Annotated in this window: 19 protein-coding genes and 1 tRNA gene; 14 read left to right on the forward strand and 6 right to left on the reverse strand. The window is 71.0% G+C overall.

Features of this window, described 5'->3' with window-relative positions:
* The first annotated feature begins 27 nt into the window (after window positions 1-27).
* The 6 genes from ACV7NM_RS20065 to ACV7NM_RS20090 are packed head-to-tail and all read left to right on the forward strand — an operon-like array spanning window position 28 to window position 6,712.
* Window positions 28-555, forward strand: coding sequence for a DUF2563 family protein (locus tag ACV7NM_RS20065; protein ID WP_463411554.1), 528 nt, complete (start codon window positions 28-30; stop codon window positions 553-555).
* A complete protein-coding gene (locus tag ACV7NM_RS20070; protein ID WP_463411555.1) occupies window positions 555-1,982 on the forward strand; it encodes a hypothetical protein in 1,428 nt (475 codons plus the stop codon). The genes ACV7NM_RS20065 and ACV7NM_RS20070 overlap by 1 nt, the downstream gene beginning before the upstream one ends.
* Window positions 1,983-2,003: 21 nt before the next feature.
* Window positions 2,004-3,170, forward strand: coding sequence for a type VII secretion-associated serine protease mycosin (mycP, locus tag ACV7NM_RS20075; protein ID WP_463411556.1), 1,167 nt, complete (start codon window positions 2,004-2,006; stop codon window positions 3,168-3,170).
* 38 nt (window positions 3,171-3,208) lie between these two features.
* Entirely contained in the window at window positions 3,209-3,631 is a 423-nt protein-coding gene (locus ACV7NM_RS20080; protein ID WP_463411557.1) for a hypothetical protein, read from the forward strand.
* Window positions 3,632-3,680: 49 nt separating this feature from the next.
* Window positions 3,681-6,023 carry a hypothetical protein gene (locus ACV7NM_RS20085; RefSeq protein WP_463411558.1) on the forward strand — a complete coding sequence of 781 codons (2,343 nt, stop codon included), beginning with the start codon at window positions 3,681-3,683 and terminating at the stop codon, window positions 6,021-6,023.
* Between the two features lie 35 nt (window positions 6,024-6,058).
* Entirely contained in the window at window positions 6,059-6,712 is a 654-nt protein-coding gene (locus ACV7NM_RS20090; protein ID WP_463411559.1) for a hypothetical protein, read from the forward strand.
* 77 nt (window positions 6,713-6,789) lie between these two features.
* On the opposite strand, the gene ACV7NM_RS20095 is transcribed toward ACV7NM_RS20090, so the two are convergent.
* Window positions 6,790-6,861 (reverse strand) — tRNA-Cys (locus tag ACV7NM_RS20095).
* Between the two features lie 180 nt (window positions 6,862-7,041).
* Here ACV7NM_RS20095 and ACV7NM_RS20100 point away from each other — a divergent pair.
* The 4 genes from ACV7NM_RS20100 to ACV7NM_RS20115 all read left to right on the forward strand — a co-directional run bounded on the left by ACV7NM_RS20100 (window position 7,042) and on the right by ACV7NM_RS20115 (window position 12,728).
* On the forward strand, window positions 7,042-8,502 hold the full coding sequence (locus ACV7NM_RS20100) for an MFS transporter (RefSeq protein ID WP_463411560.1): 1,461 nt from the start codon (window positions 7,042-7,044) through the stop codon (window positions 8,500-8,502).
* Window positions 8,503-8,791: 289 nt separating this feature from the next.
* Entirely contained in the window at window positions 8,792-10,576 is a 1,785-nt protein-coding gene (locus tag ACV7NM_RS20105) for a DEAD/DEAH box helicase (RefSeq protein ID WP_463411561.1), read from the forward strand.
* Window positions 10,577-11,069: 493 nt separating this feature from the next.
* Window positions 11,070-11,711: an IclR family transcriptional regulator gene (locus tag ACV7NM_RS20110; protein WP_463411562.1), complete on the forward strand. Its 642-nt coding sequence runs from the start codon at window positions 11,070-11,072 to the stop codon at window positions 11,709-11,711.
* 219 nt (window positions 11,712-11,930) lie between these two features.
* Window positions 11,931-12,728: a YlbL family protein gene (locus ACV7NM_RS20115; protein WP_463411563.1), complete on the forward strand. Its 798-nt coding sequence runs from the start codon at window positions 11,931-11,933 to the stop codon at window positions 12,726-12,728.
* On the opposite strand, the gene ACV7NM_RS20120 is transcribed toward ACV7NM_RS20115, so the two are convergent.
* From ACV7NM_RS20120 to ACV7NM_RS20130, 3 genes are all read right to left on the reverse strand, one after another.
* The gene (locus tag ACV7NM_RS20120; protein ID WP_463411564.1) at window positions 12,697-14,196 is read right to left on the reverse strand and encodes an MFS transporter; all 1,500 of its coding nucleotides are present in this window, start codon (window positions 14,194-14,196) and stop codon (window positions 12,697-12,699) included. The genes ACV7NM_RS20115 and ACV7NM_RS20120 overlap by 32 nt on opposite strands.
* A complete protein-coding gene (locus ACV7NM_RS20125; protein WP_463411565.1) occupies window positions 14,193-14,795 on the reverse strand; it encodes an ArsR/SmtB family transcription factor in 603 nt (200 codons plus the stop codon). Before ACV7NM_RS20125 ends, ACV7NM_RS20120 begins: the two co-directional genes overlap by 4 nt.
* A 67-nt stretch (window positions 14,796-14,862) precedes the next feature.
* Window positions 14,863-15,333 carry an Lrp/AsnC family transcriptional regulator gene (locus ACV7NM_RS20130; RefSeq protein ID WP_463411566.1) on the reverse strand — a complete coding sequence of 157 codons (471 nt, stop codon included), beginning with the start codon at window positions 15,331-15,333 and terminating at the stop codon, window positions 14,863-14,865.
* Between the two features lie 133 nt (window positions 15,334-15,466).
* Between ACV7NM_RS20130 and hppD the strand changes: the two genes are divergently transcribed.
* On the forward strand, window positions 15,467-16,621 hold the full coding sequence (gene hppD / locus ACV7NM_RS20135; RefSeq protein WP_463411567.1) for a 4-hydroxyphenylpyruvate dioxygenase: 1,155 nt from the start codon (window positions 15,467-15,469) through the stop codon (window positions 16,619-16,621).
* A gap of 126 nt (window positions 16,622-16,747) precedes the next feature.
* On the opposite strand, the gene ACV7NM_RS20140 is transcribed toward hppD, so the two are convergent.
* Window positions 16,748-18,259, reverse strand: coding sequence for a tetratricopeptide repeat protein (locus ACV7NM_RS20140; protein ID WP_463411568.1), 1,512 nt, complete (start codon window positions 18,257-18,259; stop codon window positions 16,748-16,750).
* Between the two features lie 96 nt (window positions 18,260-18,355).
* Here ACV7NM_RS20140 and ACV7NM_RS20145 point away from each other — a divergent pair, with 96 nt between their 5' ends.
* Window positions 18,356-19,849: an FAD-binding oxidoreductase gene (locus tag ACV7NM_RS20145; protein WP_463411569.1), complete on the forward strand. Its 1,494-nt coding sequence runs from the start codon at window positions 18,356-18,358 to the stop codon at window positions 19,847-19,849.
* Between the two features lie 65 nt (window positions 19,850-19,914).
* Here the strand turns inward: ACV7NM_RS20145 and ACV7NM_RS20150 are convergent, their stop codons facing one another.
* Window positions 19,915-20,394 (reverse strand): SsgA family sporulation/cell division regulator, encoded by a 480-nt coding sequence (locus ACV7NM_RS20150; protein WP_463411570.1) that lies wholly within the window; start codon window positions 20,392-20,394, stop codon window positions 19,915-19,917.
* 272 nt (window positions 20,395-20,666) lie between these two features.
* Between ACV7NM_RS20150 and ACV7NM_RS20155 the strand changes: the two genes are divergently transcribed.
* Together ACV7NM_RS20155 and ACV7NM_RS20160 are read left to right on the forward strand one after the other, a co-directional pair.
* Window positions 20,667-21,950 carry an RDD family protein gene (locus ACV7NM_RS20155; protein WP_463411571.1) on the forward strand — a complete coding sequence of 428 codons (1,284 nt, stop codon included), beginning with the start codon at window positions 20,667-20,669 and terminating at the stop codon, window positions 21,948-21,950.
* Between the two features lie 68 nt (window positions 21,951-22,018).
* Entirely contained in the window at window positions 22,019-22,744 is a 726-nt protein-coding gene (locus tag ACV7NM_RS20160; RefSeq protein ID WP_463411572.1) for an RDD family protein, read from the forward strand.
* Window positions 22,745-22,794: the final 50 nt, after the last annotated feature.

The raw sequence follows: 22,794 nt of genomic DNA on the forward strand, positions 1-22,794 counted from the left end.
GGATGACGGGGAGTCGGGGAGGCCATCGTGGCAGAGGAGAACGGCGGACTGGCAGGCATTGTCGGCGCGAGCAACGGCCTGGCAGACGCGATCATGCGCCAGGCGAAGGCGCTGGAAGTCGAGTACGAAACGCTGAACGGCTTCAAGAAGCTGGTCGACGCCCAGCTCAAGAAGCTCGGCGGCTCCCAGGCGGACCCCGCCAAGCTTCAGGACGGCACGCTGCCCGCGGGAACGCTGGGCACGGGGTTCGCGGAGGCGGATGCGCTGTTCAAGGCGTACGGGACGGTGCACACGCAGCTGACGGCCCTGTCGAAGGGCCTGGCGGACCAGATCGAGGGTCTTGGGATCGCGATCCGCATGGGTGGCAAGGGGTTCGCGGAAGTGGACGAGGAGACGCGGCAGCGGATGCTGGCGATCGCACAGCGGGCGAAGAAGGAATACGACGTGACCCGCGACCCGTCGGCAAAGCACGAACAGCCGCAGCAGCCGCAGGGCGCAGGTAAGCCGTCCGGCACTCCCGCCCCCGCTCCGAGCACGTCTGGGGGCCACATCTGATGGCGACGGACTTCGAGGGTTACAGCCACGAACAGCTGATGGCGATGATCGCCTCGATCAAGCCGGAGGTGGTCCGCGCCCGGGCGATCCAGCTCGAGGAAGCCGCCATCGCGATCAAGGAGATCGGCGAGAACCTCAAGAACCACAAGGTGTCGGGCTGGGAGGGCGAAACGGCGCAGGCCTACCAGACCTGGGTCAACTCGGCGGCCAACGCGACGCTGCGTCTGGCGGACTACAGCAAGGACGCCTCGAAGTGGATGACGATCGCGACGCAGCACATGTTCGAGGCCGCGACCACGCCGGGCGTCGATATGTCGGCCAAGGAGAACCTGGCGGCCGCGCGCAAGTTCCACAACGACCCGGACTCTGCGAAGATCGGCTCACTGGCGGCGCAGAAGCTTGAGGCGGACCGGCTGCAGGCGGTGCAGCAGCTGAAGAAGCTGGCGGAGTCGTACGACGAGTCGTCGCGCAACATGAGCGCGGCGCCGGTCCCGACGTTTCCGCCGCCGCCGGCGAGTTTTGTCCCCATGGACCGTGGCGAGGACCTTGCGAGGCCGCAACCTGCCGGTGGTTCTGGCTTTGGAGCTGGAGGAGCGAGCGACGGGACTACGGTGCAGCCCTCCGGCCCTGGAACCTCGTCTAACGGGTACCAACCGATGGCAGGGGACCCAGCGCAGGCTGGCTCGTCCTCGTCCCCTGCCGCCGGGACAGCCTCAGTGGCGCTACCGCCTCTCCCGGACCGCAACGTCGGTGTGGACCTGAACACGGTCGGGACCTTGCCCGACAAGACGGTGCCCACTCCTTCGGGTATTCCGGGTACTGGACCGGTTGCCCCGGTCGGTGGTGGCCCCAGCCCCATACCGGTGGTTCCTCGGCTGACGCTTCCCGCAACCACCACCTCCTCCCGCCCGGTTGGCGGCGGCGCATTCCAGCGCCCCACCCTGCCTCCTGGCAAGGTCGGTGCCACGCCCGCACTGCCCCCGCGCGAGACCGGCATCGTCGGCGGACGCCCGGTGACTCCCCGCGGGCCTAGCGCGGGCATCCCGCGCGGTACGGTCATCGGCGCGGAAGGGCCCCAGACTGGTGGACGCGGAATGATGGGCGGTGGCCTGGGGGGTGGCGTGGGTGGTCCCCACGGCGGCCCTGGCTCGTTCGCGGGCCGTCGACTGGCCATGGAGCCGGGCGGAGTCGTCGGGGGCCGTCAGACCGGAGTCGGCGGTCAGTCGGCCGCGGGCGGTAGGCCGTTCACGCAGGGCGGTTCAGGCCTCGTACGCAACGGGACGGGAGCCGGTCCGGTCGGAGGCGCGGGGAGCCATGCCCCGGGTAAGCGGCGTGATGGCCGTGGGGGCGAACGCCCCGATTACCTGGCCGAAGACGAAGAGACCTGGCAGGCGGATCGTCCTGTTGTGCCGCCAGTGATCGACTGAGCAGAACGGACGTTGCACGGGATGCGCATGCGGAAGGCGACCTCAGCCCTGGTGGGTCTGCTGCTGGCCGGGGTCGCCGCGACCCCGGCCCACGCGGAAACCGTCCGAGACCAACAGTGGCACCTTGACGCGATGAAGGCCAACGACATCTGGAAGGTCAGCACGGGCAAAGGCGTGACAGTCGCAATCATCGACAATGGAGTTGGCAGTCTCCCGGAGCTGGAAGGGCAAGTCGTTCCCGGAAAGAACTTCGCCACCTCAAATTCTGGGGATGAGCGCACTCCGCTTGGTAATCACGGCACTACCATGGCTGCCCTGATCGCTGGCTCTGGTAAGCGTCAGGGAGATAATGGCGCTTTTGGCCTTGCTCCTGGCGCCAAAATTCTCCCAATCCGTGTCCCGCACGAGTTTAACTCAACTAGTCCGGTATGGACGGAGGCTATCCGCTTTGCAGCTGACTCTGATGCAAAGATCATCAACATTTCTATGGGGGCTGAGAAGGATGATCCTGCGCGAGCGGAAGCAGTGAAATATGCGCTGTCCAAGGGTAAGTTGATCTTTGCAGCAGTCGGCAATTCTGGCGATTCCACGAATGAGGTCGAGTACCCGGCCGCGACACCTGGCGTAGTGGGAGTTGGGGCGGTCGACGCCAACGGCATTGCGACCAAGGAGTCTGAACACAACGCGTATGTCGACCTGTCTGCTCCTGGCATCGACCTGGTCACGGCTTGTCTCAGTGAGACCGGACTCTGCACCAGCCACGGCACCAGCGACGCCACCGCCCTCGTCTCCGCCTCCGCCGCGCTGCTCTGGTCCGCACACCCCGACTGGACCAATAATCAGATCCTCCGCGTCCTCCTGAACACCGCCGGGAAGCCCACGGACGGCGTCGAGCGCAACGACTACGTCGGCTACGGCGTCGTTCGTCCGCGCATCGCGGTGCCCACGCCTGGCGATCCCGGGCCGGCCGACGTGTACCCGTTGCCCGACCTCGCGGCGGCCGCGTCTCCCAGCCCCGCGCCCGGCGGCAAGGCCTCACCCGCGCCCGGCAAGTCCGCCCCGCAAGCCCAGGCGAAGAAGGACGACACCGGCAGCGCCCTGCCCTGGATCGCCCTTGGACTCGGAGCCTGCCTGATCATCGGCGGTGCCGTCACGGCAGTCGTCATCCAGCAGCGCTCACGACGCTGAGGGCCCCCGACACTCCACCCACCCAAGGAGAGCACCGCATGTCCTTCGACGAAGAGTGGGCCACCGCGCGTGCCACGGCCGCGGCCAACGTGTCCATGCGGCTCAACCGTGTCCCCACCGAACCCGGCGGCGCCGGTGGCGGGGACTTGGAGCTCCACCAGGACCACATCGGCGCCATCGGCACCGAAGCCTTCACACTCCACTCGCGGCTCTCCACCGACGGCAAGCACGCCGACACCTCCACCGCCGCGGTCGCCGCGGCGCTGTCCAAGGAGGGTTTCGCCACCGGGGGCGCCCTGCTCAAGGCGGCGCACCGCTGGGAGAGCCAGGTGAAGACCCTCGTCGCAGCCTGCGCCACCATCTCCAACGGCCTGAACTACTCCCTTTCCTCGCACAACAAGGACGAGAAGCAGCTCTACGCCGAGTTCACCAGCTCCAAGATCGACGAGTACCTCAAGTAGACGAGTACTGACGTAGTGGCCCTGGCACGCTGGAAGGCGGCGTAGACCCGTGTTGTCGTACGAGAACGTCCTGAACGCCCCCATCGACCAGCTCGCGACCGCGATAAGCGACTGGGCGGCGATGGTCAGCAAGCTGGACGAACTCGCCGAGGCGGCCCGTAACGGCATGAAGGCGAAAGCCGACAAGGCCGAGTGGCGCGGGGTCACCGCCAGTGTGGGGCGGTCGTTCGTCGACAAGACGGCCAAGGAGTTCGAGGACGCAGCCAAGGAGGCCAAGGGCATTCACCAGGCCCTGGTCGAAGGGCACGCCACCTTCAAGTCCTCCCGCGAGCGTCTGAAGAAGATCGCCGACGAAGAGGCCCCCGCCGCCGGCTTCCGGGTGGACGGCAGGGGGAAGGTCACACCGGGACCGCTTCCCGAAGCCGAGCGCGGTGCCGCGCTGCACGACCCCGACTACCAACAGTCCATCCGTGAGAACCTGCCGCTCTGGCAGGCGAGGATCGACGAGGTCATCGACACCTGCGACGACGTCGACCAGTCACTGGCCCGTCTGCTCAACGCCAACGTCGCCGAGGACCACAACTTCAGCGGCCCCAAGTACGCCGACCTCACCGCCGAACAGGCCGGCCACGCCGTCGACCTGGCACACAAGGGCCGTGCCCTCTCCCACGCCGAGCTGGCGGAACTGAACGAGCTGCTGGCGGACAACGCGAAGAAGGCAGAATTCTCCACCGCGTTCTACGGGGCGCTCGGCCCCAAGGGCACGCTGGAGTTCTACGGGCAGATGTCCACGGACACCTACGACTACGCGAAGCAGGACCCGCAGCGCCTCAAGGACGTCCAGCAGCTCCAGCAGAACCTGGGCCTGAACCTCGCGACCGCCACCCGCTCCACGTCCGACCCGAGCCTCCCGCCGAGCTTCGCGCTGGAGTTGCGCAAGCTCGGCACCGAGCGCATTCCGCTTGGGAAGTACGAGCAGAACCCGCCCTTCGGCTACCAGCTGCTCGGCGGCATCATGCGGTACGGGAACTACGATCCCAAGTTCCTGCTGCCGATCGCGGAGCACGCGACCCAGATCCACGCCAAGGATCCCGACTTCTTCAACCAGTCGCGGCAGCTCAACGGCTACGGCAAGAACATGCTCAACCCCTCCGGCATCAACGGCGCGGGCTACGACCCGGTGGTCAGCTTCCTGGAGGCGCTGGGCCACAGCCCCGACGCCGCGTCCCAGTTCTTCGACCCGGAGCGCGAACCGCACGCCTACGACCGGGACGGCACGGAGAAGTCCGGCCACCCGGACCTGGGTACGGGCGCGGACAAGAAGCCGATCAAGAGCTACCTCGACTTCTTCGGCCACGCGAAGTACGACGCCACCATCGACATGGAGGGGTTCAACCCCGACGACTTCCCCAAGATCCAGAAGTACATGCCGGACGCCTTGGGCCACGCCCTGGAAGCCGCCACCCTCGGCCACGCCTGGGACGACCCGGCGCCCCACCTCGTCCGCAGCGAAGCGGGCTCGCGCATCATGCAGGACGTGGTGCTCAAGTACGGCGGGGACGCGGAGCTGCTCAAGAACCAAGAGACACTCGCGGACAGCCTCGGACACATGGGTGCGGGGTACATCGACGACCTCAACCACGCGCTGCGGGACAACAAGGAGCACAGCGTTTTTGCCGCCGGTGCCGAGAAGAATGCTGCGTTCGATCAAGTCGCTGCGCGTAAGTTCCTCAGCAGTCTGGGGCAATACCCCGACTCCTACCTCACGATGTCCCGTGCGGAGTCGGTCTTCTCGGCCTCGATGCTGGAAGCCCAGGTGGGGCCTGATGGCAAGATCAACGAGAGCAGTCTGAGGGAGATCGCTCGGACAAGCGGCGAGTTCCAGGGCACCCTCGATGAATCCCGCGCGAAGCAGATTCAGCAGGACGCCGACAAGTGGAACGACGACTACGAGAAGGCTTTGGAGAAGCGGTCCGGCTGGGTGGAGTTCGCCGCGACAGGGGCGATTGCCGCTGGGGTCGCCTTTCTACCGGCGACGGCTGCCGCCGCAGGCGCGGCGGCTGTCCTGGTGCCACTAGGAGTGGACCTGAGCACAGGGGCGCTGGAGCAAGTGGCTGGAGATCTTGTTGGTGACTGGTCTCACGACGAGGCCGAGCGGCAGAAGGACCTCAAGGACGGCGAGGCCCATGACGCCAAAGCGACCGTCTACCGGCAGGGCGAGCAGATGGCGTCCGGTCCGGTCGAAGCCTTCTTGGTGCGGCACCCAGTGGGTGAATTCGACACCTTCGATGAGGATTTCCGACAGGCGCTCATCGTCGGCTACGGCAACGGCTGGGGCAACGAGCAGCACATGGGCAATGACCCAGTGAAGCCGAAGAAGGCAGGCGAATGATTAGGGGCCGCCCGAAAGGCCACATACTGTCGAGCTTGCTTGTCGTGGGGTTGCTTGTTGCCGGGTGTAGTGGTGGTGAGGAGCCGGACTCCGGGCCAAGTGAAGTGTTCGCCGCCGAGGTCTGTTCCCCGGGTTTGCTCGACCCGAATGCCGTGCGCGCTCTGGAGCAGTTGACCGGCGCCGGCACACCGCTCAAACCGCCCAAGGACGTCGGCGACGTGGCTTGGGTAGCGGGCGTGCTGGAGCGTGGCTATGCGAAGAACCGTGCGTCGCTGGGCGGGGAGGTATGCAGTGCCCGTCCGGTTGACCGCAAGAAGGCTCGTGATCTCTCGGTGTCGTTCGAGATCGAGCACGAACTCACGCGGACGGGTGAGCAGTCCGAAAGCGGCAAGGGTTACTACTGGGAGTACGACTTGGGCCGCAATGCCTTCGCCGACGCGAAGCAGGCTCGGCTCTTCTTCGACTGCGCGAGCGACCGGCTCCTGGGACCGGACAAGGCTGTTCCGATTGCAGCGAATGTGAGCACCATCGGGCCGCCGAACGCCGCCGACCCCCGCTTGCTCCGCGAAGCGAACCTCACCATCGTTCACTCCGCCGCCCGGGCCATGGCCAAGGAGCTGGGGTGCAAGAACGGTGGGAACCTGCCTGAGCAGCTGGTGATCAAGGAGAAGGCCGCGCCCACGCGGTAGGGCCTACGCAGTAACGCCCCCACACGACAGCGGCCGCTCAGGGGAGCTGTGGAGCCTCCCCCGAGCGGCCGTTCTCGAAGCCGTGACCGGAATCGAACCGGCGTAACTCGCTTTGCAGGCGAGTCCCTCAACCACTCGGGCACACGGCTGGGTGGTGGTGATGGATCGACCGTACGAGGGGCGGGGGAGGCGGGGAAGAGGGAGGGCCGGGGTGCAATGGGACTGTCATGCGGCGTTCACAAGGGGCCGGGGGCGTAGGTCTGGGGGAGGAGGGTGAGTCGGTCCGAAAGACAGGGGCGAGAGCCGGGGACGCGCCTTACTCTGGGGCGATGAGTGTCCTGAAGCCCCGTGTCCCCCAGACGGCCGACGCGTCCGTTCCGCCCCCGTCGCAGGGCGGGGTCCTCGCACCGCCGTACCGGACGCTGAGCATCGGGATGGTCTCCGTCATATTCCTGATCGCCTTCGAGGCCACCGCCGTGGGCACGGCGATGCCCGTCGCGGCCCGCGAGTTGGACGGGATCGGGCTCTACGCCTTCGCCTTCTCCGCCTACTTCACGACCAGTCTCTTCGGCATGGTGCTCGCAGGCCAGTGGGCCGACCTCCAGGGTCCGTTGCGGCCGCTCGCCGTCGGGATCGGGGCCTTCGCCGCCGGGCTGGTGGTGTCGGGGACCGCCGGTGTGATGTGGGTGTTCCTGATCGGGCGGGCGGTGCAGGGGCTCGGGGGAGGGTTGGTGATCGTCGCCCTGTACGTCGTCGTCAGCCGGGCCTACGAGGAGCGGCTGAGGCCCGCCATCATGGCGGCCTTCGCCGCGAGCTGGGTTGTGCCGTCGATCGTGGGGCCGCTGGCCGCCGGGACGGTGACCGAGCGGCTCGGGTGGCGCTGGGTGTTCCTGGCGATCCCGGTGCTGGTCGTCGTACCGCTGGTCGTGGCCCTGCCGGCGATCCGCCGGACCGCGGGCGGCCCCGTGGGGACGGCGGACGGCCCGGAGCCGTTCGACCGCCGCCGTATCCGGCTGGCCCTCGGCATCTCTGCGGGCGCGGGGCTGCTCCAGTACGCGGCACAGGACCTGCGGTGGCTGTCGCTGCTGCCGGGCGTCGTGGGCGCGGCCCTGCTGGTGCCGGCGGTGCGGGGGCTGTTGCCGCGCGGGACGTACCGGGCGCGGCGGGGGCTGCCGTCGGTGGTGCTGCTGCGCGGGGTCGCGGCCGGGGCGTTCATCGCGGCGGAGAGCTTCGTGCCGCTGATGCTGGTCACCCAGCGGGGTCTGAGCCCGACCATGGCGGGGTTCTCGCTGGCGCTCGGCGGCCTGACGTGGGCGGTCGGCTCGTGGGTGCAGTCCAAGGGGCGTGTGGAGCCGTACCGGCAGCGGCTGATGGTGGCGGGGATGGTGATGGTGGCCGTGGCCATCGCGACGGCGCCGGCCGTGTTGGTCCCTTGGGTGCCGGTGTGGACGCCGGCGCTGGCCTGGGGCCTCGGCTGTTTCGGCATGGGCCTCGTCATCGGACCGACGGGTGTGCTGTTGATGAAGTTGTCCCCGCCGCAGGAGGCCGGGGCCAACTCCGCGGCGCTGCAGATCTCGGACGCGCTGGCGAACGTGGTGCTGCTGGCGGCCGGCGGCGCGGCGTTCGCGGCGCTCGGCGGTGGAGCGGTCGGCGCCGGGCACGGCGTCGCGGAGGGCGCGAGCGCCTCGCACCCCACCGCGTTCGTGGCCGTGTTCCTGCCGATGGCCGCCGTGGCGCTGCTGGGCGCGTGGGTCGCGACCCGGCTGGACCCCGTCCCGGCCAAGTCCTGACCCCGTCCCGGCCAGGCCTGACCCCGCCGGACCTCGACCCGGCCTGACCCCGCCCCCGGTTCGCCCCGCACCCGGCCCCGGGCCCCGCGCCAAGCCGGCCCCGGGCCCCGCGCCAAGCCGGGCCCGGGCCAAGCCGGGCCCGGGCCAAGCCAGGTGAGCACCGAGCCCGTGTGACGCTCGCCGCACCCGCCGAGGTCGCGGGCCTGTCCCTCGTCGAGGGGTGGCCCCGCACCGGTAGGGTGGCCCGGTTGTCCTACGTACGACTGCCGAGAGCGACGAACCGGAGACCGTGACTACTACCGCCTCCCACCACCTCTCACCCGCCTTCCCAGGCCGCGCGCCGTGGGGTACCGCCGGCAAGCTGCGTGCCTGGCAGGAGAGTGCGATGGGCCGATACCTGGAGACGCAGCCGCGCGACTTCCTCGCCGTCGCGACCCCCGGGGCGGGCAAGACCACCTTCGCGCTGACGCTCGCCTCCTGGCTGCTGCACCACCACGTCGTGCAGCAGGTGACCGTCGTCGCGCCGACCGAGCACCTCAAGAAGCAGTGGGCCGAGGCCGCCGCCCGGATAGGCATCCGGCTCGATCCGGAGTACTCCGCCGGACCGCTGAGCAAGGACTACCACGGCGTCGCCGTCACCTACGCGGGCGTCGGCGTACGCCCGATGCTGCACCGCAACCGGTGCGAGCAGCGCAAGACCCTGGTGATCCTCGACGAGATCCACCACGCGGGCGACTCCAAGTCCTGGGGCGAGGCCTGCCTGGAGGCGTTCGACCCGGCCACACGCCGGCTCGCGCTGACCGGTACGCCCTTCCGGTCCGACACCAACCCGATCCCGTTCGTGACGTACGAGGAGGGCAACGACGGCATCCGGCGGTCGTCGGCCGACTACACCTACGGCTACGGGAGCGCGCTGGGCGACGGCGTCGTGCGGCCCGTCATCTTCCTCTCCTACAGCGGCAACATGCGCTGGCGCACCAAGGCGGGCGACGAGATCGCCGCCCGCCTCGGCGAGCCGATGACCAAGGACGCCATCTCGCAGGCCTGGCGCACCGCGCTGGACCCGCGCGGCGACTGGATGCCGAACGTACTGCGCGCCGCCGACCAGCGGCTGACGGAGGTAAGGAAGGGCATCCCCGACGCGGGTGGCCTCGTCATCGCCTCCGACCAGGACTCGGCGCGTGCCTACGCCAAGCTGATCCGGGAGATCACCGGGAGCAAGGCGACCGTCGTCCTGTCCGACGACACCGGGGCCTCGAAGCGCATCGACGACTTCAGCGCGGGGGACGACCGCTGGATGGTCGCGGTGCGGATGGTGTCGGAAGGCGTCGACGTACCGCGCCTCGCCGTGGGGGTTTACGCCACCACCATTTCGACGCCGCTGTTCTTCGCGCAGGCCGTCGGCCGTTTCGTACGTTCGCGCAGGCGCGGCGAGACCGCTTCCGTGTTCCTTCCGACGATTCCGTACCTGCTCGGATTCGCCAATGAGATGGAAGTCGAGCGGGACCACGTTCTCGACAAACCGAAGAAACAGGGTGAGGAAGACCCTTATGCCGAGTCCGAGAAGGAAATGGACGAGGCGAACAAACTGGAGGACGAGGACACCGGCGAGGACGAGCAGATGTCCTTCGAGGCGCTGGAGTCCGACGCCGTCTTCGACCGGGTGCTCTACGACGGCGCCGAATTCGGTATGCAGGCGCACCCCGGCAGCGAGGAGGAGCAGGACTACCTGGGCATCCCCGGACTCCTGGAGCCCGACCAGGTGCAGATGCTGCTCCAGAAGCGGCAGTCACGGCAGATCGCGCACAGCCGGCGGAAGCCGGACAGCGAGGCGGACCTGCTGGAGCTCCCCGCCGACCGGCGTCCTGTGGTTTCGCACAAGGAGCTGTTGGAGCTCCGCAAGTCGCTGAACACGATGGTCGGCGCGTACGTCCACCAGAGCGGCAAGCCGCACGGGGTGATCCACACGGAGCTGCGCCGGGTGTGCGGCGGGCCGCCGAGCGCGGAGGCGACGGCGGGGCAGTTGCGGGAGCGCATCAAGAAGGTCCAGGAGTGGGCCACCCGGATGCGGTGACCACGGGTCGTCACCGGGGCGCCGCGCGGGAACGAGGACCGATCCGCATGTGATCGGTCCTCGGCCGGGAGTCGACTTCGAAGTACCGGCAGCCGACTCCGGAGTACCGGCAGTCGACGTCGGATTCGAAATGGGGGCGTTCGTCCCATAGTCCGTCGCTTGACGCCGCTCCGATCCGCTCGGCGCGCGAGGGCGGGGCCGTGGTTGTCACTCGAAAGAAATTCGGACGCAAGAACATCACGAATTGACACACGGGCCGGAAAAAAACGGAACAAACCGGCGCTAGGCGCCCGGATTGTGGACGAGGTCTTCCGCTAAGCGGACCTGCTCGCTACTGTCCCCGCATCGAACGCCCCGTGGCAGCGCCGCCGCGGGAGCGCAGCCGGAGCCATGCCATGGCCGCAACCGGCGGCCTCTCCGTGCGTCGCCGAGGGACCGGCAGCGCTCCACCCCGCGAGAGTCACCGCCGCCCAGTGAAAGAGGGAGAGGCGTCGTGACTGCGGAAACCTCCCAGACCCTCGACCGAGGGCTCAGGGTTCTCAAGCTGCTCGCGGACACCGACCACGGTCTGACCGTCACCGAGCTCTCCAACCGCCTCGGTGTCAACCGCACCGTCGTCTACCGCCTGCTCGCCACGCTCGAACAGCACGCCCTGGTCCGCCGCGACCTCGGCGGCCGGGCCAGGGTCGGGCTCGGCGTGCTCCGGCTGGGACGTCAGGTCCACCCGCTCGTCCGTGAGGCGGCCCTGCCCGCGCTGCGCTCCCTCGCCGAGGACATCGGGGCCACCGCGCACCTGACCCTCGTCGACGGCACCGAGGCACTCGCGGTGGCCGTCGTGGAGCCGACCTGGACCGACTACCACGTGGCCTACCGGGCCGGCTTCCGCCACCCGCTGGACCGCGGGGCCGCCGGCCGGGCCATCCTGGCCGCCCGTCAGGGCGCGCTGACCGAACCCGGGTACACCTTGACCCACGGGGAGCTCGAAGCGGGCGCCAGCGGCGCCGCGGCGCCCCTCGTCGGTATCACAGGGCTGGAGGGCAGCGTCGGCGTCGTCATGCTGGCCGACGCCGTGCCCGAGCGGGTGGGACCGCGCGTGGTCGACGCGGCCCGCGAGATCGCCGACGCCCTGCGCTGAGCACCCCCAAGCCGACGATCCCGGCGCCGAGCCCCCCGCGCCGACGCTCCCGGCGTCAACGATCCGCGCGGATGAGTCGGCGCCGATGAGCCGTCGCCTACGGGCTCGCGCCGATGGCCACGGGCTCGCGCCGACGCCTCATGCGGCGGCGGGCCCGCCGGGGCGCGGCGCCTGGCGTGCGCACGATGGCGTTCCGCACGCGCCCGATAGATTGACCGGGTGCTCTCTCGCCTCACACGTCTGCCGCGTCCCGCCGCCCTGGGCATCTGCGCCCTGCCCGTCCTCGGGCTGTTCGTCGCGGCGGCCTTCGCGCCGCTGCCCTTCGTGATCGCCCAGCCGGGGCTCACCGCCGACGTGCTCGGCGCCCGCGACGGCAAGCCCGTCGTCGTCGTCACGGGCGCCCCCACCCGAGAGACCAAGGGCCAGCTGCGGATGACCACCATCCAGGCCACCGGCCCCTCCTCGACGGTGCGGCTGCCCGAACTCGTCTCCCGCTGGTTCGACCACACGCGGGCCGTCATGCCCCGGGAGTCCGTCTACCCGTCGGGCGGAAGCGACAAGGAGATCGAGCAGCACAACCTGGAGGAAATGGCCACGTCCCAGTCGAGCGCCTCCGAGGCAGCCCTCGGTTTCCTGCACAAGGACCCCAAGACGGTGAAGGCCGAGCTCCACCTCGCCGACGTCGGCGGTCCCAGCGCCGGCCTGCTGTTCTCCCTCGGCATCGTCGACAAGCTCGACGGTGACGGCAGCGGCGGCGACCTCACCGGAGGCCGCGTCATCGCCGGTACGGGAACCATCAACGCCGCGGGCGAGGTCGGCGCGGTCGGCGGGGTCGCCCTCAAGACGCAGGCCGCCAGGCGCGACGGGGCGAGCGTGTTCCTCGTCCCGAAGGCGGAGTGCTCCGACGCCCGCTCCGAACTCCCCGAGGGACTCCGGTTGATCCCCGTCACCTCGCTGACGGGCGCGGTGGACGCCCTTCGCGCGCTCAACCGGGGGGAGCAGGTTCCGTCCTGCTGACCGGCGCGGGCGGACCGGCCGACACGGGCGGGCCCGCAGGCACGGGCGCACCGGCCGGCGCCCGCGCGCCCTCCCGACTTCCCGGCACCGCGGGACCCTGCGGTACGGGACCCTGCGGTACCGCCGGACCTCCCGACACCGCCGGACCTCCCGACACCGCCGGACCTCCCGACACCGCCGGACCTCCCGACACCGCGGGACCTTCCGGCAGCACAGGACCTCCCGGCGGCACAGGACCTCCCGGCACCGCCGGACGGTCCATGCCGCGCCAGGCCGGGAACACCAGAGGGCTCAGCGTCGCCAGCAGGTAGACGCCGCCGAAGGCGAGGAGCGCCGGGGTGGCGCCGAAGCCGTCGACCAGCATGCCCGCCGCGAGACCGCCCAGCGGCATCGTCAACTCGCATCCCGCCGTGGTCACTCCGGCGACCCGGCTGCGCAGCGCGTCCGGCACCTGCTCGTAGACCACCGTCGACAGGATCGGGTTGAGCACGCCCGCGCCCAGCCCCGACAGCGCCAGGGTCACCGCCAGCGGTAACGGGGTGCCGGTGACGGCGGCCACCACGTACCGGGGCGCCCCGCACAGCAGGAACGCCACAGCGAACACCGTCCGGCGGCTCAGCCGCTCTCCCCACATCCCGTAGAGCAGCGCGCCGAGCAGCGCGGAGCCGCCGAAGAGGGAGACCATCAGGCCGATGGCGGCGGGTCCGCCGAGGGCTTCGCGGCCGTGCACGGGCAGCAGGACGGAGGACCAGCCCTGGTCCAGGCCGTTGGTCGTCATCACCATCAAGGTGATGCCCAGCAGCAGCCGCGACCGGATCACGAAGCCCCAGCCTTCCGCGAGTTCGGCCCGGTAGCCGGCGAGCGAGATCTTCCCGGCGGCCCGCTGCGGTTCGGCCGCCGGTACGCCCCGCAGGAAGGCGGTGACCAGCAGCGCCGACGCGGCGAAGGTGGCGGCGTCCACGAGCAGGATCGACTCGGTCCCGAACGCGGCGATCAGCAGCCCGGCCAGGGCGGCCCCGATCATGCGGGCCCCGCGCGAGACGGCGTCGTAGAAACCAGCCGCGCGGGCGAGGGGGGTACCGGCGTGCTCGGCGAGGTCGGGGAGCAGCACGCCGCGGGCGGTCAGGCCCGGGGTGTGCACGAGGCCGCCGAGCGCCATCAGGGCGCACAGCATCCAGAACTCCAGCAGCCCCGCGTAGTGCAGCAGCGGGATGGCGCCGACGGACAGCGCGCAGATCAGGTCGGAGGCGGCGGACACCCGGCGGCGCCCGATCCGGTCGATGACGGGGCCGCCGACGAGGGCCGCCACGACCACGGGCAGGGTGGCGCAGAAGGCGACGACCCCGGCCCGGCCGGCGCTTCCGGTGGTCTGGAGCACGAACCAGGGCACGCCGATGAGGGTGAGGGAACTGCCCGCTATGGAGATGGTGTTGGCGGTCAGGACCGCGGCGAAGGGGCGTTTGCTCATGACGTGCGCCGGACGCGGGCGTCCTGGCGGGGGAACGCGTGGGTGTGGACGCGGACCGGCAGTCGGCCTTCGGCGGGCGGCAGGTCGCGGAAGCTGTTGACCAGGTCGTGCATCTTGTGGATCAGGTCGAGGCTCTCCTCGGCAGTCAGGTGCAGCGTGAAGTCGCTGAGGTCGGAGCCGTGTCGCCACGCGGCCGACCAGGTGTGGGCGTTGCCGAGCCAGGTGTTCACCTCCTGCGCGTGGATCGTCGCGACCTCGTGCAGGAAGAAGTCCGCCGCGCCGCGGGTGGCCGGGTCGTCGTCGTAGAGCAGCGATTCGTCGAACCGCATGCCGTCGTGGGATGCCTTCCACCACCGCTCGCGGCCCTTGCCGTGCTCGGGTGCGTCCTCGACGAACCCGTAGGCGGCGAGCTGACGCAGGTGGTAGCTGGTGGACCCGCTGGACTCGCCGAGCCGTTCGGCGAGCCGGGAGGCGGTGGCCGGCCCGTCGTGGCGCAGGGCGGCCAGCATGCGCATGCGCAGCGGGTGGGCGATGCCGCGCAGTGAGCGGGCGTCGAGGGTGCGGACCTGGGGCTCTGGGACTTCCGGCGTCTCGGGCACGGACCAACCGTAGAGTTGCAAAGACTTCTATGCAAGGGTTTCTTTGCAACTCGCCCTACGGGCTCAATCAGTCGTCCGCCGCCGCCTGTTCGACCAGCGGGATGATCCGCAGGGGCACCGGGTTCTCCATCACGATCGCCGTGGAGGCCCGCACGATCCCCTCGAAGCCGACCACCCGGTCGATCACCCGCTGGAGGTCCGCGTTGGAGCGGGCCACCAGCCGGCACAGCATGTCCCCCTGGCCGGTCGTCGTGTGGAGTTCCAGCACCTCCGGCACCCCGTCCAAGTGGGTCCGTACGTCGGCCCCTTGCCCCTGTTTGATCTCCAGCGTGGCGAACGCGGTCACCGGATAGCCGAGCGCCGCCGGATCGACCTGTGGACCGAAACCGCGGATGACCCCCTTCGACTGGAGCCGGTCCAGGCGCGCCTGCGCCGTGCCGCGCGCCACGCCGAGCCGCCGGGACGCCTCCAAAACCCCGATCCGGGGCTCGCGCGCCAGCAGCACGATCAGACGCCCGTCCAGTTCGTCGATTCCCATGGCTTCCTCCGGACCGCGCGGGGGGTGGTCATACTGCACAGATCTCTCAGTCAGTCTCCGGCGGTGCTGGGCATTGTGTACAGCGGAAATCGAAACTATTGCGCAGCTTGTGGATCGGCGGGACTCTGCGCTCATGACTGAGTCTCTGGCGAACCTCGAAACCACCCCGGCCACCGCGCGTGAGGCGGACCCCTTCCCGGTGAAGGGCATGGACGCGGTCGTCTTCGCCGTCGGCAATGCCAAGCAGGCCGCGCACTACTACTCCACCGCGTTCGGCATGAAGCTCGTCGCCTACTCCGGACCGGAGAACGGCGTCCGCGAGACGGCCAGCTACGTCCTGACCAACGGCTCCGCCCGCTTCGTCCTGACCTCCGTCATCAAGGCGGCCACGGACCACGGCCGGTTCCTCGCCGAACACGTCGCCGAGCACGGCGACGGCGTGATCGACCTCGCGATCGAGGTCCCGGACGCCCGGGCGGCGTACGCCTACGCCGTCGAGCACGGCGCGCGCGGGCTGGACGAGCCGTACGAGGTCAAGGACGAGCACGGCACGGTCGTGCTCGCGGCGATCGCGACCTACGGCCAGACCCGCCACACGCTGGTGGAGCGCAAGGAGTACTCCGGGCCCTACCTGCCGGGCTACGTCGCCGTCGACCCGATGGTCGAGCCGCCGGCCAAGCGCACCTTCCAGGCGATCGACCACTGCGTGGGCAACGTCGAGCTCGGCCGGATGAACGAGTGGGTGGCGTTCTACAACAAGGTCATGGGCTTCACGAACATGAAGGAGTTCGTGGGCGACGACATCGCGACCGAGTACTCGGCGCTGATGTCCAAGGTGGTCGCGGACGGCACCCTCAAGGTGAAGTTCCCGATCAACGAGCCGGCGATCGCGAAGAAGAAGTCGCAGATCGACGAGTACCTGGAGTTCTACGGCGGTGCGGGCGTCCAGCACATCGCGCTGGCCTCCAACGACATCGTGGCGACGGTGCGGTCCATGCGGGCGGCGGGCGTGCAGTTCCTGGACACCCCGGACTCGTACTACGACACGCTGGGCGAGTGGGCCGGCGAGACGCGGGTTCCCGTGGAGACGCTGCGCGAGCTCAAGATCCTCGTCGACCGCGACGAGGACGGATACCTGCTGCAGATCTTCACCAAGCCGGTGCAGGACCGGCCGACCGTGTTCTTCGAGATCATCGAGCGGCACGGGTCGATGGGGTTCGGCAAGGGCAACTTCAAGGCGCTGTTCGAGGCGATCGAGCGGGAGCAGGAGAAGCGCGGCAACCTGTAGGGCGACCGTCGCCGCGGCCCCGCCGGCCCCTCAGGGGGGCGGCGGGGCCGCGGCGTGACCCGGGCAGGGCCGGGCCGTGGCGCGCGGGGCCGGGGCGGGAGGGCGGTTCGGGTCGGGAGGGGCGCCTCAGGTGCCCGTCGTCGGGCCGGCTTTGGCGGCGCCGGATTGCGAGGGCTTCGGCTTGGGGGCGGCCTTCGGGAGGTCCGGGGCGACCCAGGGGGTGGTCGGCTGCATGTTCTCCGGGCCGCCCGGCGGGGGCTGGGCCAGGGCGGCGAGGGTCTCCTTCGCCAGCGGCCCCCGCAGCGGTGAGAAGCCCGGGTTCGTCCGCAGGGCCTCCTGCAAGTGCCGCCGCGCCCCCGCCTCGTCGCCCAGGCCGCGCTCGATCATCGCCCGGTGGTAGGAGAACTCGGCGCTGCGCAGCCCGGGTTCGGTCGCCTTCTTCGCGTACTCCAGCGCCATCGCGTCGTCGCCCGTACGGTGCAGCGCCCACCCCAGCGCGTCGGCGACCTCCATGCCCTTGTGCCGCCCCCATTCCTGCGTCAGCCGACGCACCGCCGCCTCCGGATCGCGGTGGTCGGCCTCGTAGAGCCCGAGCACCACGTTCTCGTCCACCGGCTGCGCCGCCTCCACCGCCGCCAGCGCCCCGAGCGCCTCGTACGGCACCCGTGCCTCCTCCGCCCGCCCCATCGACTCCAGCAGCTCGCCCAGCTCCAGTTGCAGGCGCGGTACCGCCGCCCGCCCCAGCGCCATCCGGTAGTCCCGGACCGCCTCACCGCCCCGCCCCAGCGAGGCCAGGGCCCGGGCCCGGCCGCCCAGGGCCTCCGCCTGCGCCGGGTCCGTCCGCAGGGCCGCCTCGTACTGGCTCAGCGCCTCCTCCGGGTCGCCCCGCTCCCAGGACAGCTCGCCGAGCCGGAACAGCGTGTACGCCTTCTCCGCCGGGGCCTTCGCCGCGCCGGCCGCGTGTTCCATCGCCATCACCGCGTCCTCGCGCCAGCCGCGGTCCCGGTACACCTGGGAGGCCTTGACGTACGCCGCCAGCCCCGAGTGCAGCTCGTCCAGCCGCTCCAGCGCCTTCTGCGCGGCCTTGTAGTCGCCGAGCCCGGAGTACGCGTCCACGAGCACCGGGTACGCCGTCCAGCGCCGCGGCGCCTGCGCCCGTACCAACTCGCCCCACTTCTTCGCGGTCCCGAAGTCGCGCCGGGCGTTGGCCAACGCGCCCATGCCCGTCATCGCGTCGAAGTTGCCCTTCTCGGGGGGCCGCAGCTCCAGAGACCGTTTCAGGGCGCCCTCCGCCTTCGGGAACCAGTCCGCGGCGGCCGTGCGCCGCGCCTGCTCCAAGTAGGCCGATCCGAGCACCGCCCACGAGGCCTCGTCGTCGGGGTGCTTCGCGAGCCACTTCTCCCGGTCCGTGACCAGCGCCGTCAGGTCCACGGCCGCCGCCGGGGCGCCCAGGCCCATCGCCGATGCCGCCCGTTGGCTCGGCCCGGGCGGGCGCGCGTCGTCCCCGGTGCGGGCGGGCCTGATCACCAGGGCCCCGACGATCAGGACCACCGCGACCGCGGCCGCCACGAGCGTCTTGCGGCCGGTGAACGTCACGGCCGGCTCGGCCTGCTCCGATGCGTAGTCGATACGGTCCATGCGTTCACTGTGCGTCAATATGAAGAGTGCGCCGGGGTGTCCGAAGAGGGTCGCGTCCGTGTTCACACCTATGGCCCCAGGTGCCACGCTGAACCCATGGATGATGACCTCTCCACCTCACCCCGCGCGAACCTCCACGACACCACCCGCGCGAACCCCCACGACGCGGCGCCCCAGGAGGGACCCCGGCAGGAACCCCACGAGGCACGCCGCGAAGCGTCCCGCGAGGCCCTCCTCGAAGCGCTCCTCGACGGGCTGCCCGCGGCAGCGGTCCTGTCCGACCCCCAGGTGACCGCCTCCTACGCCACCGACATGGCGAGCTTCTGCGCCGCCGGCACACCGGCCGCCGTCGTCCTGCCCCGGACCGTGGAGCAGGTACAGCACGTGCTGCGCACCGCGACCGCCCTGCGCGTCCCCGTGGTTCCCCAGGGCGCCCGTACGGGCCTGTCGGGCGCCGCCAACGCCTCTGACGGCTCCATCGTGCTCTCCCTGGTGAAGATGGACCGCATCCTGGAGATCTCCGCCGTCGACCGGATCGCCGTCGTCGAGCCGGGCGTGGTCAACGCCGTCCTCTCCCGCGCCGTCGCCGCACAGGGCCTCTACTACCCGCCCGACCCCTCCAGCTGGGAGCAGTGCACCATCGGCGGCAACATCGGCACCGCGTCCGGCGGCCTGTGCTGCGTCAAGTACGGCGTCACCGCCGAGTACGTCCTCGGCCTCGACGTCGTCCTCGCCGACGGGCGGCTCCTGCGCACCGGCCGACGCACCGCCAAGGGCGTCGCCGGGTACGACATCACCCGCCTGTTCGTCGGCTCCGAGGGCAGCCTAGGCGTCGTCGTCCGGGCCGTGCTCGGACTGCGTCCCGCGCCGCCCCGGCAGCTCGCGCTCGCCGCCGAGTTCCCCTCGGCCTCGGCCGCCTGCGCGGCCGTCTGCGCCGTCATGGAGGCCGGTCTGACGCCCTCGCTGTTGGAACTCATGGACCGTACGACCGTCAGGGCGGTCAACGCCCTCGGGAAGATGGGCCTGCCGGAGAGCACCGAGGCGCTGCTGCTCGCCGCCTTCGACACCCCGCACGCGCCCGACGACCTCGCCGCCGTCGCGGAACTGTGCACGGCCGCCGGGGCCACCGCCGTCGTGCCGGCCGAGGACGAGGCGGAGTCGGAACTGTTGCTCCAGGCCCGGCGGATGTCGCTGACCGCGTTGGAGGCGCTGCGGCCCGCGACGATGATCGACGACGTGTGCGTCCCGCGCTCGCGGCTCGCCGAGATGCTGGACGGGACCACCGAGATCGCCCGTACGCACGATCTGCTCATCGGGGTCTGCGCGCACGCGGGCGACGGCAACACCCACCCGGTGGTCTGCTTCGACCCGGCCGACGAGGACGAGGCGCGCCGGGCCCGCGCGTCCTTCGAGGCGATCATGGCGCTCGGACTGTCCCTGGGCGGCACCATCACCGGCGAGCACGGCGTCGGCGTCCTGAAGAAGGACTGGCTCGCCCGCGAGCTGGGACCCGTGGGGCTGGAGGTGCAGCGCAACGTGAAGCGCGCCTTCGACCCGCTGGGCCTGCTGAACCCCGGCAAGCTGTTCTGACACCGGTTGTTCCGCGCGCCCGGTCGAGGCCCGGTCGGCGCCAGGTCGGCACACCCCGGCGGCCCTCAGGAGTCCCCGTCCGGCGACTCGTCCGAGGGCCACGGGTCCCGCAGCCACAGGTCGTCCGCCGGGGTCGGGGTGAGCAGCTCCGCCAGCGCGGCGTCCAGGCCGAGCCGCTCGGCCTCCGTCCCCGGCGGGACCACGCGCAGGGTCCGCTCCAGCCACGCGGACACGCAGGCGGCGGGGGCCTCCAGCAGGGCGTCGCCGTCGGGGGAGCTGAGCGCCATGGACAGCACGGACCTGTTGTCGATCTTCGTGGGCCAGATCCGGACGTCCCCGTGGCCGCACGGACGGAACACCCCCTCGACCAGCAGCTCGCGCGCGAAGGTCCAGTGCACCGGGGCGCTGGAGCCGGCGTGGAAGGTGATGTGCACGGCGTACGGGTCGTCCGTCAGGTAGAGCAGCCTGGCGGGGACGGGGATGGTGCGCTCGGGGGACATGACCAGCTTGAGTTCCAGCTCGCGCTCGATGACGGGGTGGTGCATGACGGCCTCACTTCGTTGCGGATCTCGCGTCCGGTGCGCGGGGCCGGGATCGAGCCCCACGTCCGGAAAGAGCCCCGATCTGCCGGGGTATGACGCGACTTCGCGGGGTCAAGCGGAGATTGGCCGGAATCTGTCGGATGACCGAAACCAGGCAGCTGGGGAAAGGGTTCGCTCGAAGGCTTGGATTCTCCCGTTACCGGACCTGTCGGAGGGAGGTTCTTCGCTATGGTCCTGCCCTTCACAGCCTCAAGCCACGATCGGAGTTGGGGACATTGACGGCCTCCCCTGGTGACGGCGAGCACGCCCGCGAGGGCTACTACCCCGATCCCTCCATCCCCGGGTACGTGCGGTACTGGAACGGCTCGGCCTGGGTTCCGGGTACGAGCCGGCCCGCCACGCCCGCGGACGAGACGGGTCCGGTCTTCCTGGACGACACGTCGATGACCGAGGCGCTGCCCGACCCCGACCCCGACCCCGGCATCGACCCGGAGCCGGACCCGACCCGGGAACCCGAGCGCGCATCCACCCGCGACCGCGAGCCGGTGGTGGCCGCCGCCGTGGCCGAGCAGGCGGCGTGGCAGGCGGACCCCGCGCACCAGGCGGGCTTCGGCGGCCCGCGCGACGTCCGGGTGTCCTGGGGCCACTCCGAGGAGCCCGCCGGGGCGCTGCCCGCCCGCGCGGCGCTCGCCGCGCCGCCCGTGGACCGGTACCCCGCGGAGGCGGTGGGCATCCTGTCGGCCCGCTCACCGGTGGCCGCGCCCGCCGCCCCCGAGCCCCCCACCCCCGCCGCGCCCGCCCCGGCTCCCGAGTGGCCCGCGGCTCCCGGCGGCGGCGACGCGCCTTCCGGGGTCACCTCCTCCTGGCCCGAGGCGGCCTCCCCCCGGCCCGCCCCCGCCCGGCCCCGCCCGGCGGTGTCGGCGCCCCGGCCAGCCCCCGAGCCGGCGCGACCCGAGCCCCCCGCCGAGCACACCCCACCGAGCCCGCCGACCCCGCCGCAAGCCCCCGAACGAGCGGCCGCCCCCGCCGCCCCGCTCCCCGCCGCACCGCTGCCCACCGCGCACGCCGTCTTCGAGCGCATGGCCGAGGGCGCGGTCCGCCCCTCTGGCCTCTTCCGCCGCGCCCTGGCCCGCCTCCTCGACTCCCTCGTCCTCGGGGGCGTCGCGACGGCGGTCGCCCGGCCCCTCGTACCCCGGGTCACGGCCCACGTCCAGGCCAAGGTCGACGCCGCCCGGGCGATCGGCCGGCACACCACCGTCTGGCTGCTCGACGCCACCATCACCGGATACCTGGGCCTCGTACTCGCCGCCGTCCTGCTCTTCGGAGTCCTCTACGAGGTCCTGCCCACCGCCCGTTGGGGCCGCACCCCGGGAAAGAAGCTGCTCGGCGTCCGCGTCCTGGCCACCACCACCTGTCGGCCGCCCACCTTCGCCGCGGCCCTGTGCCGCTGGCTGGTGTACGCGACCCTCGGCATCCCGGGCAGCCTCTGGTGCCTGGTCGACCGACCCCGCCGCCAGGCCTGGCACGACAAGGCGGCGAAGACGTACGTGGCCCGCTAGCTGACCGTCGCCCCCCGGACGGACGCCGTCCCGTTGCGGGGTTCGCGCGCCCGGGGTCGACTCGGGCCATGAGCACCGATCAGCCGCCGCCGGACCAGCCGCCCGAGGACGACCCGTTCCGCAAGAGGCCCCAGGAACCGACGCCGCCGTCGGGCGGTTCGCCGTACGGTTCGCCGCCGCCCGGCAGCGGCGGGTACCCCCCGCCCCCCGGCGGACCGGGCGGACCCGGCGGCGGGGGCTATCCGCCCCCGCCGCCCCCGTACAACGGCAGTGGCGGCGCCGGGCACCCGTACGGGATGCCGGACCCCCTCGCGGGCATGCCCCCGCTCGCGGACTTCGGCAAGCGGCTCGGCGCGCGGATCATCGACCTGATCATCGTCGCGGTCCCGCTGTTCCTCATCCAGTTGCCGTTCGGCTCGCGGAGGTACGCCGTCGACACGGGCAAGGGCGAGGACGTCACCGAGGTCATCACCAAGTCGTACAACGGCACAGGTCTGCTCTGGACTCTGATCTCGATCGTCGCGTACGTCGGCTACGACTGGTGGTTCACCAAGAAGAACGGCCAGACCGTCGGCAAGCGGCTGCTGGGGCTGCGCGTCGCGATGCTCAACGACGGCAGCATGCCGCCCTCCGGGGCCGCGCTCAGCCGTGGCGCGGTGCTGTGGGTGCCGACGCTGATCTGTTGCTTCTGCCTGTGGCCGCTCGCGCTGATCGTGTCGATGCTGATCGACAAGCCGTACAAGCAGGGGCTGCACGACAAGGTGGCGAAGACGGTGGTGGTCCGCACGACCTGATTCCTCCCGGGCCGTAACGGCGACAGGTGCGGGCGGCCGTCCCCCCGGGG

Source organism: Streptomyces sp. Tek67B01 (genome assembly GCF_055231995.1).

Bases quoted from the DNA above. Each gene is read 5' to 3' on its own strand.
- hppD (WP_463411567.1), top strand. From the start codon at position 15,467: ATGACTGAGTCTCTGGCGAACCTCGAAACCACCCCGGCCACCGCGCGT.
- ACV7NM_RS20080 (WP_463411557.1), top strand. From the start codon at position 3,209: ATGTCCTTCGACGAAGAGTGGGCCACCGCGCGTGCCACGGCCGCGGCC.
- ACV7NM_RS20070 (WP_463411555.1), top strand. From the start codon at position 555: ATGGCGACGGACTTCGAGGGTTACAGCCACGAACAGCTGATGGCGATG.
- ACV7NM_RS20140 (WP_463411568.1), bottom strand. From the start codon at position 18,259: ATGGACCGTATCGACTACGCATCGGAGCAGGCCGAGCCGGCCGTGACG.
- ACV7NM_RS20145 (WP_463411569.1), top strand. From the start codon at position 18,356: ATGGATGATGACCTCTCCACCTCACCCCGCGCGAACCTCCACGACACC.
- ACV7NM_RS20130 (WP_463411566.1), bottom strand. From the start codon at position 15,333: ATGGGAATCGACGAACTGGACGGGCGTCTGATCGTGCTGCTGGCGCGC.
- ACV7NM_RS20100 (WP_463411560.1), top strand. From the start codon at position 7,042: ATGAGTGTCCTGAAGCCCCGTGTCCCCCAGACGGCCGACGCGTCCGTT.
- ACV7NM_RS20160 (WP_463411572.1), top strand. From the start codon at position 22,019: ATGAGCACCGATCAGCCGCCGCCGGACCAGCCGCCCGAGGACGACCCG.
- mycP (WP_463411556.1), top strand. From the start codon at position 2,004: ATGCGCATGCGGAAGGCGACCTCAGCCCTGGTGGGTCTGCTGCTGGCC.
- ACV7NM_RS20150 (WP_463411570.1), bottom strand. From the start codon at position 20,394: ATGCACCACCCCGTCATCGAGCGCGAGCTGGAACTCAAGCTGGTCATG.
- ACV7NM_RS20120 (WP_463411564.1), bottom strand. From the start codon at position 14,196: ATGAGCAAACGCCCCTTCGCCGCGGTCCTGACCGCCAACACCATCTCC.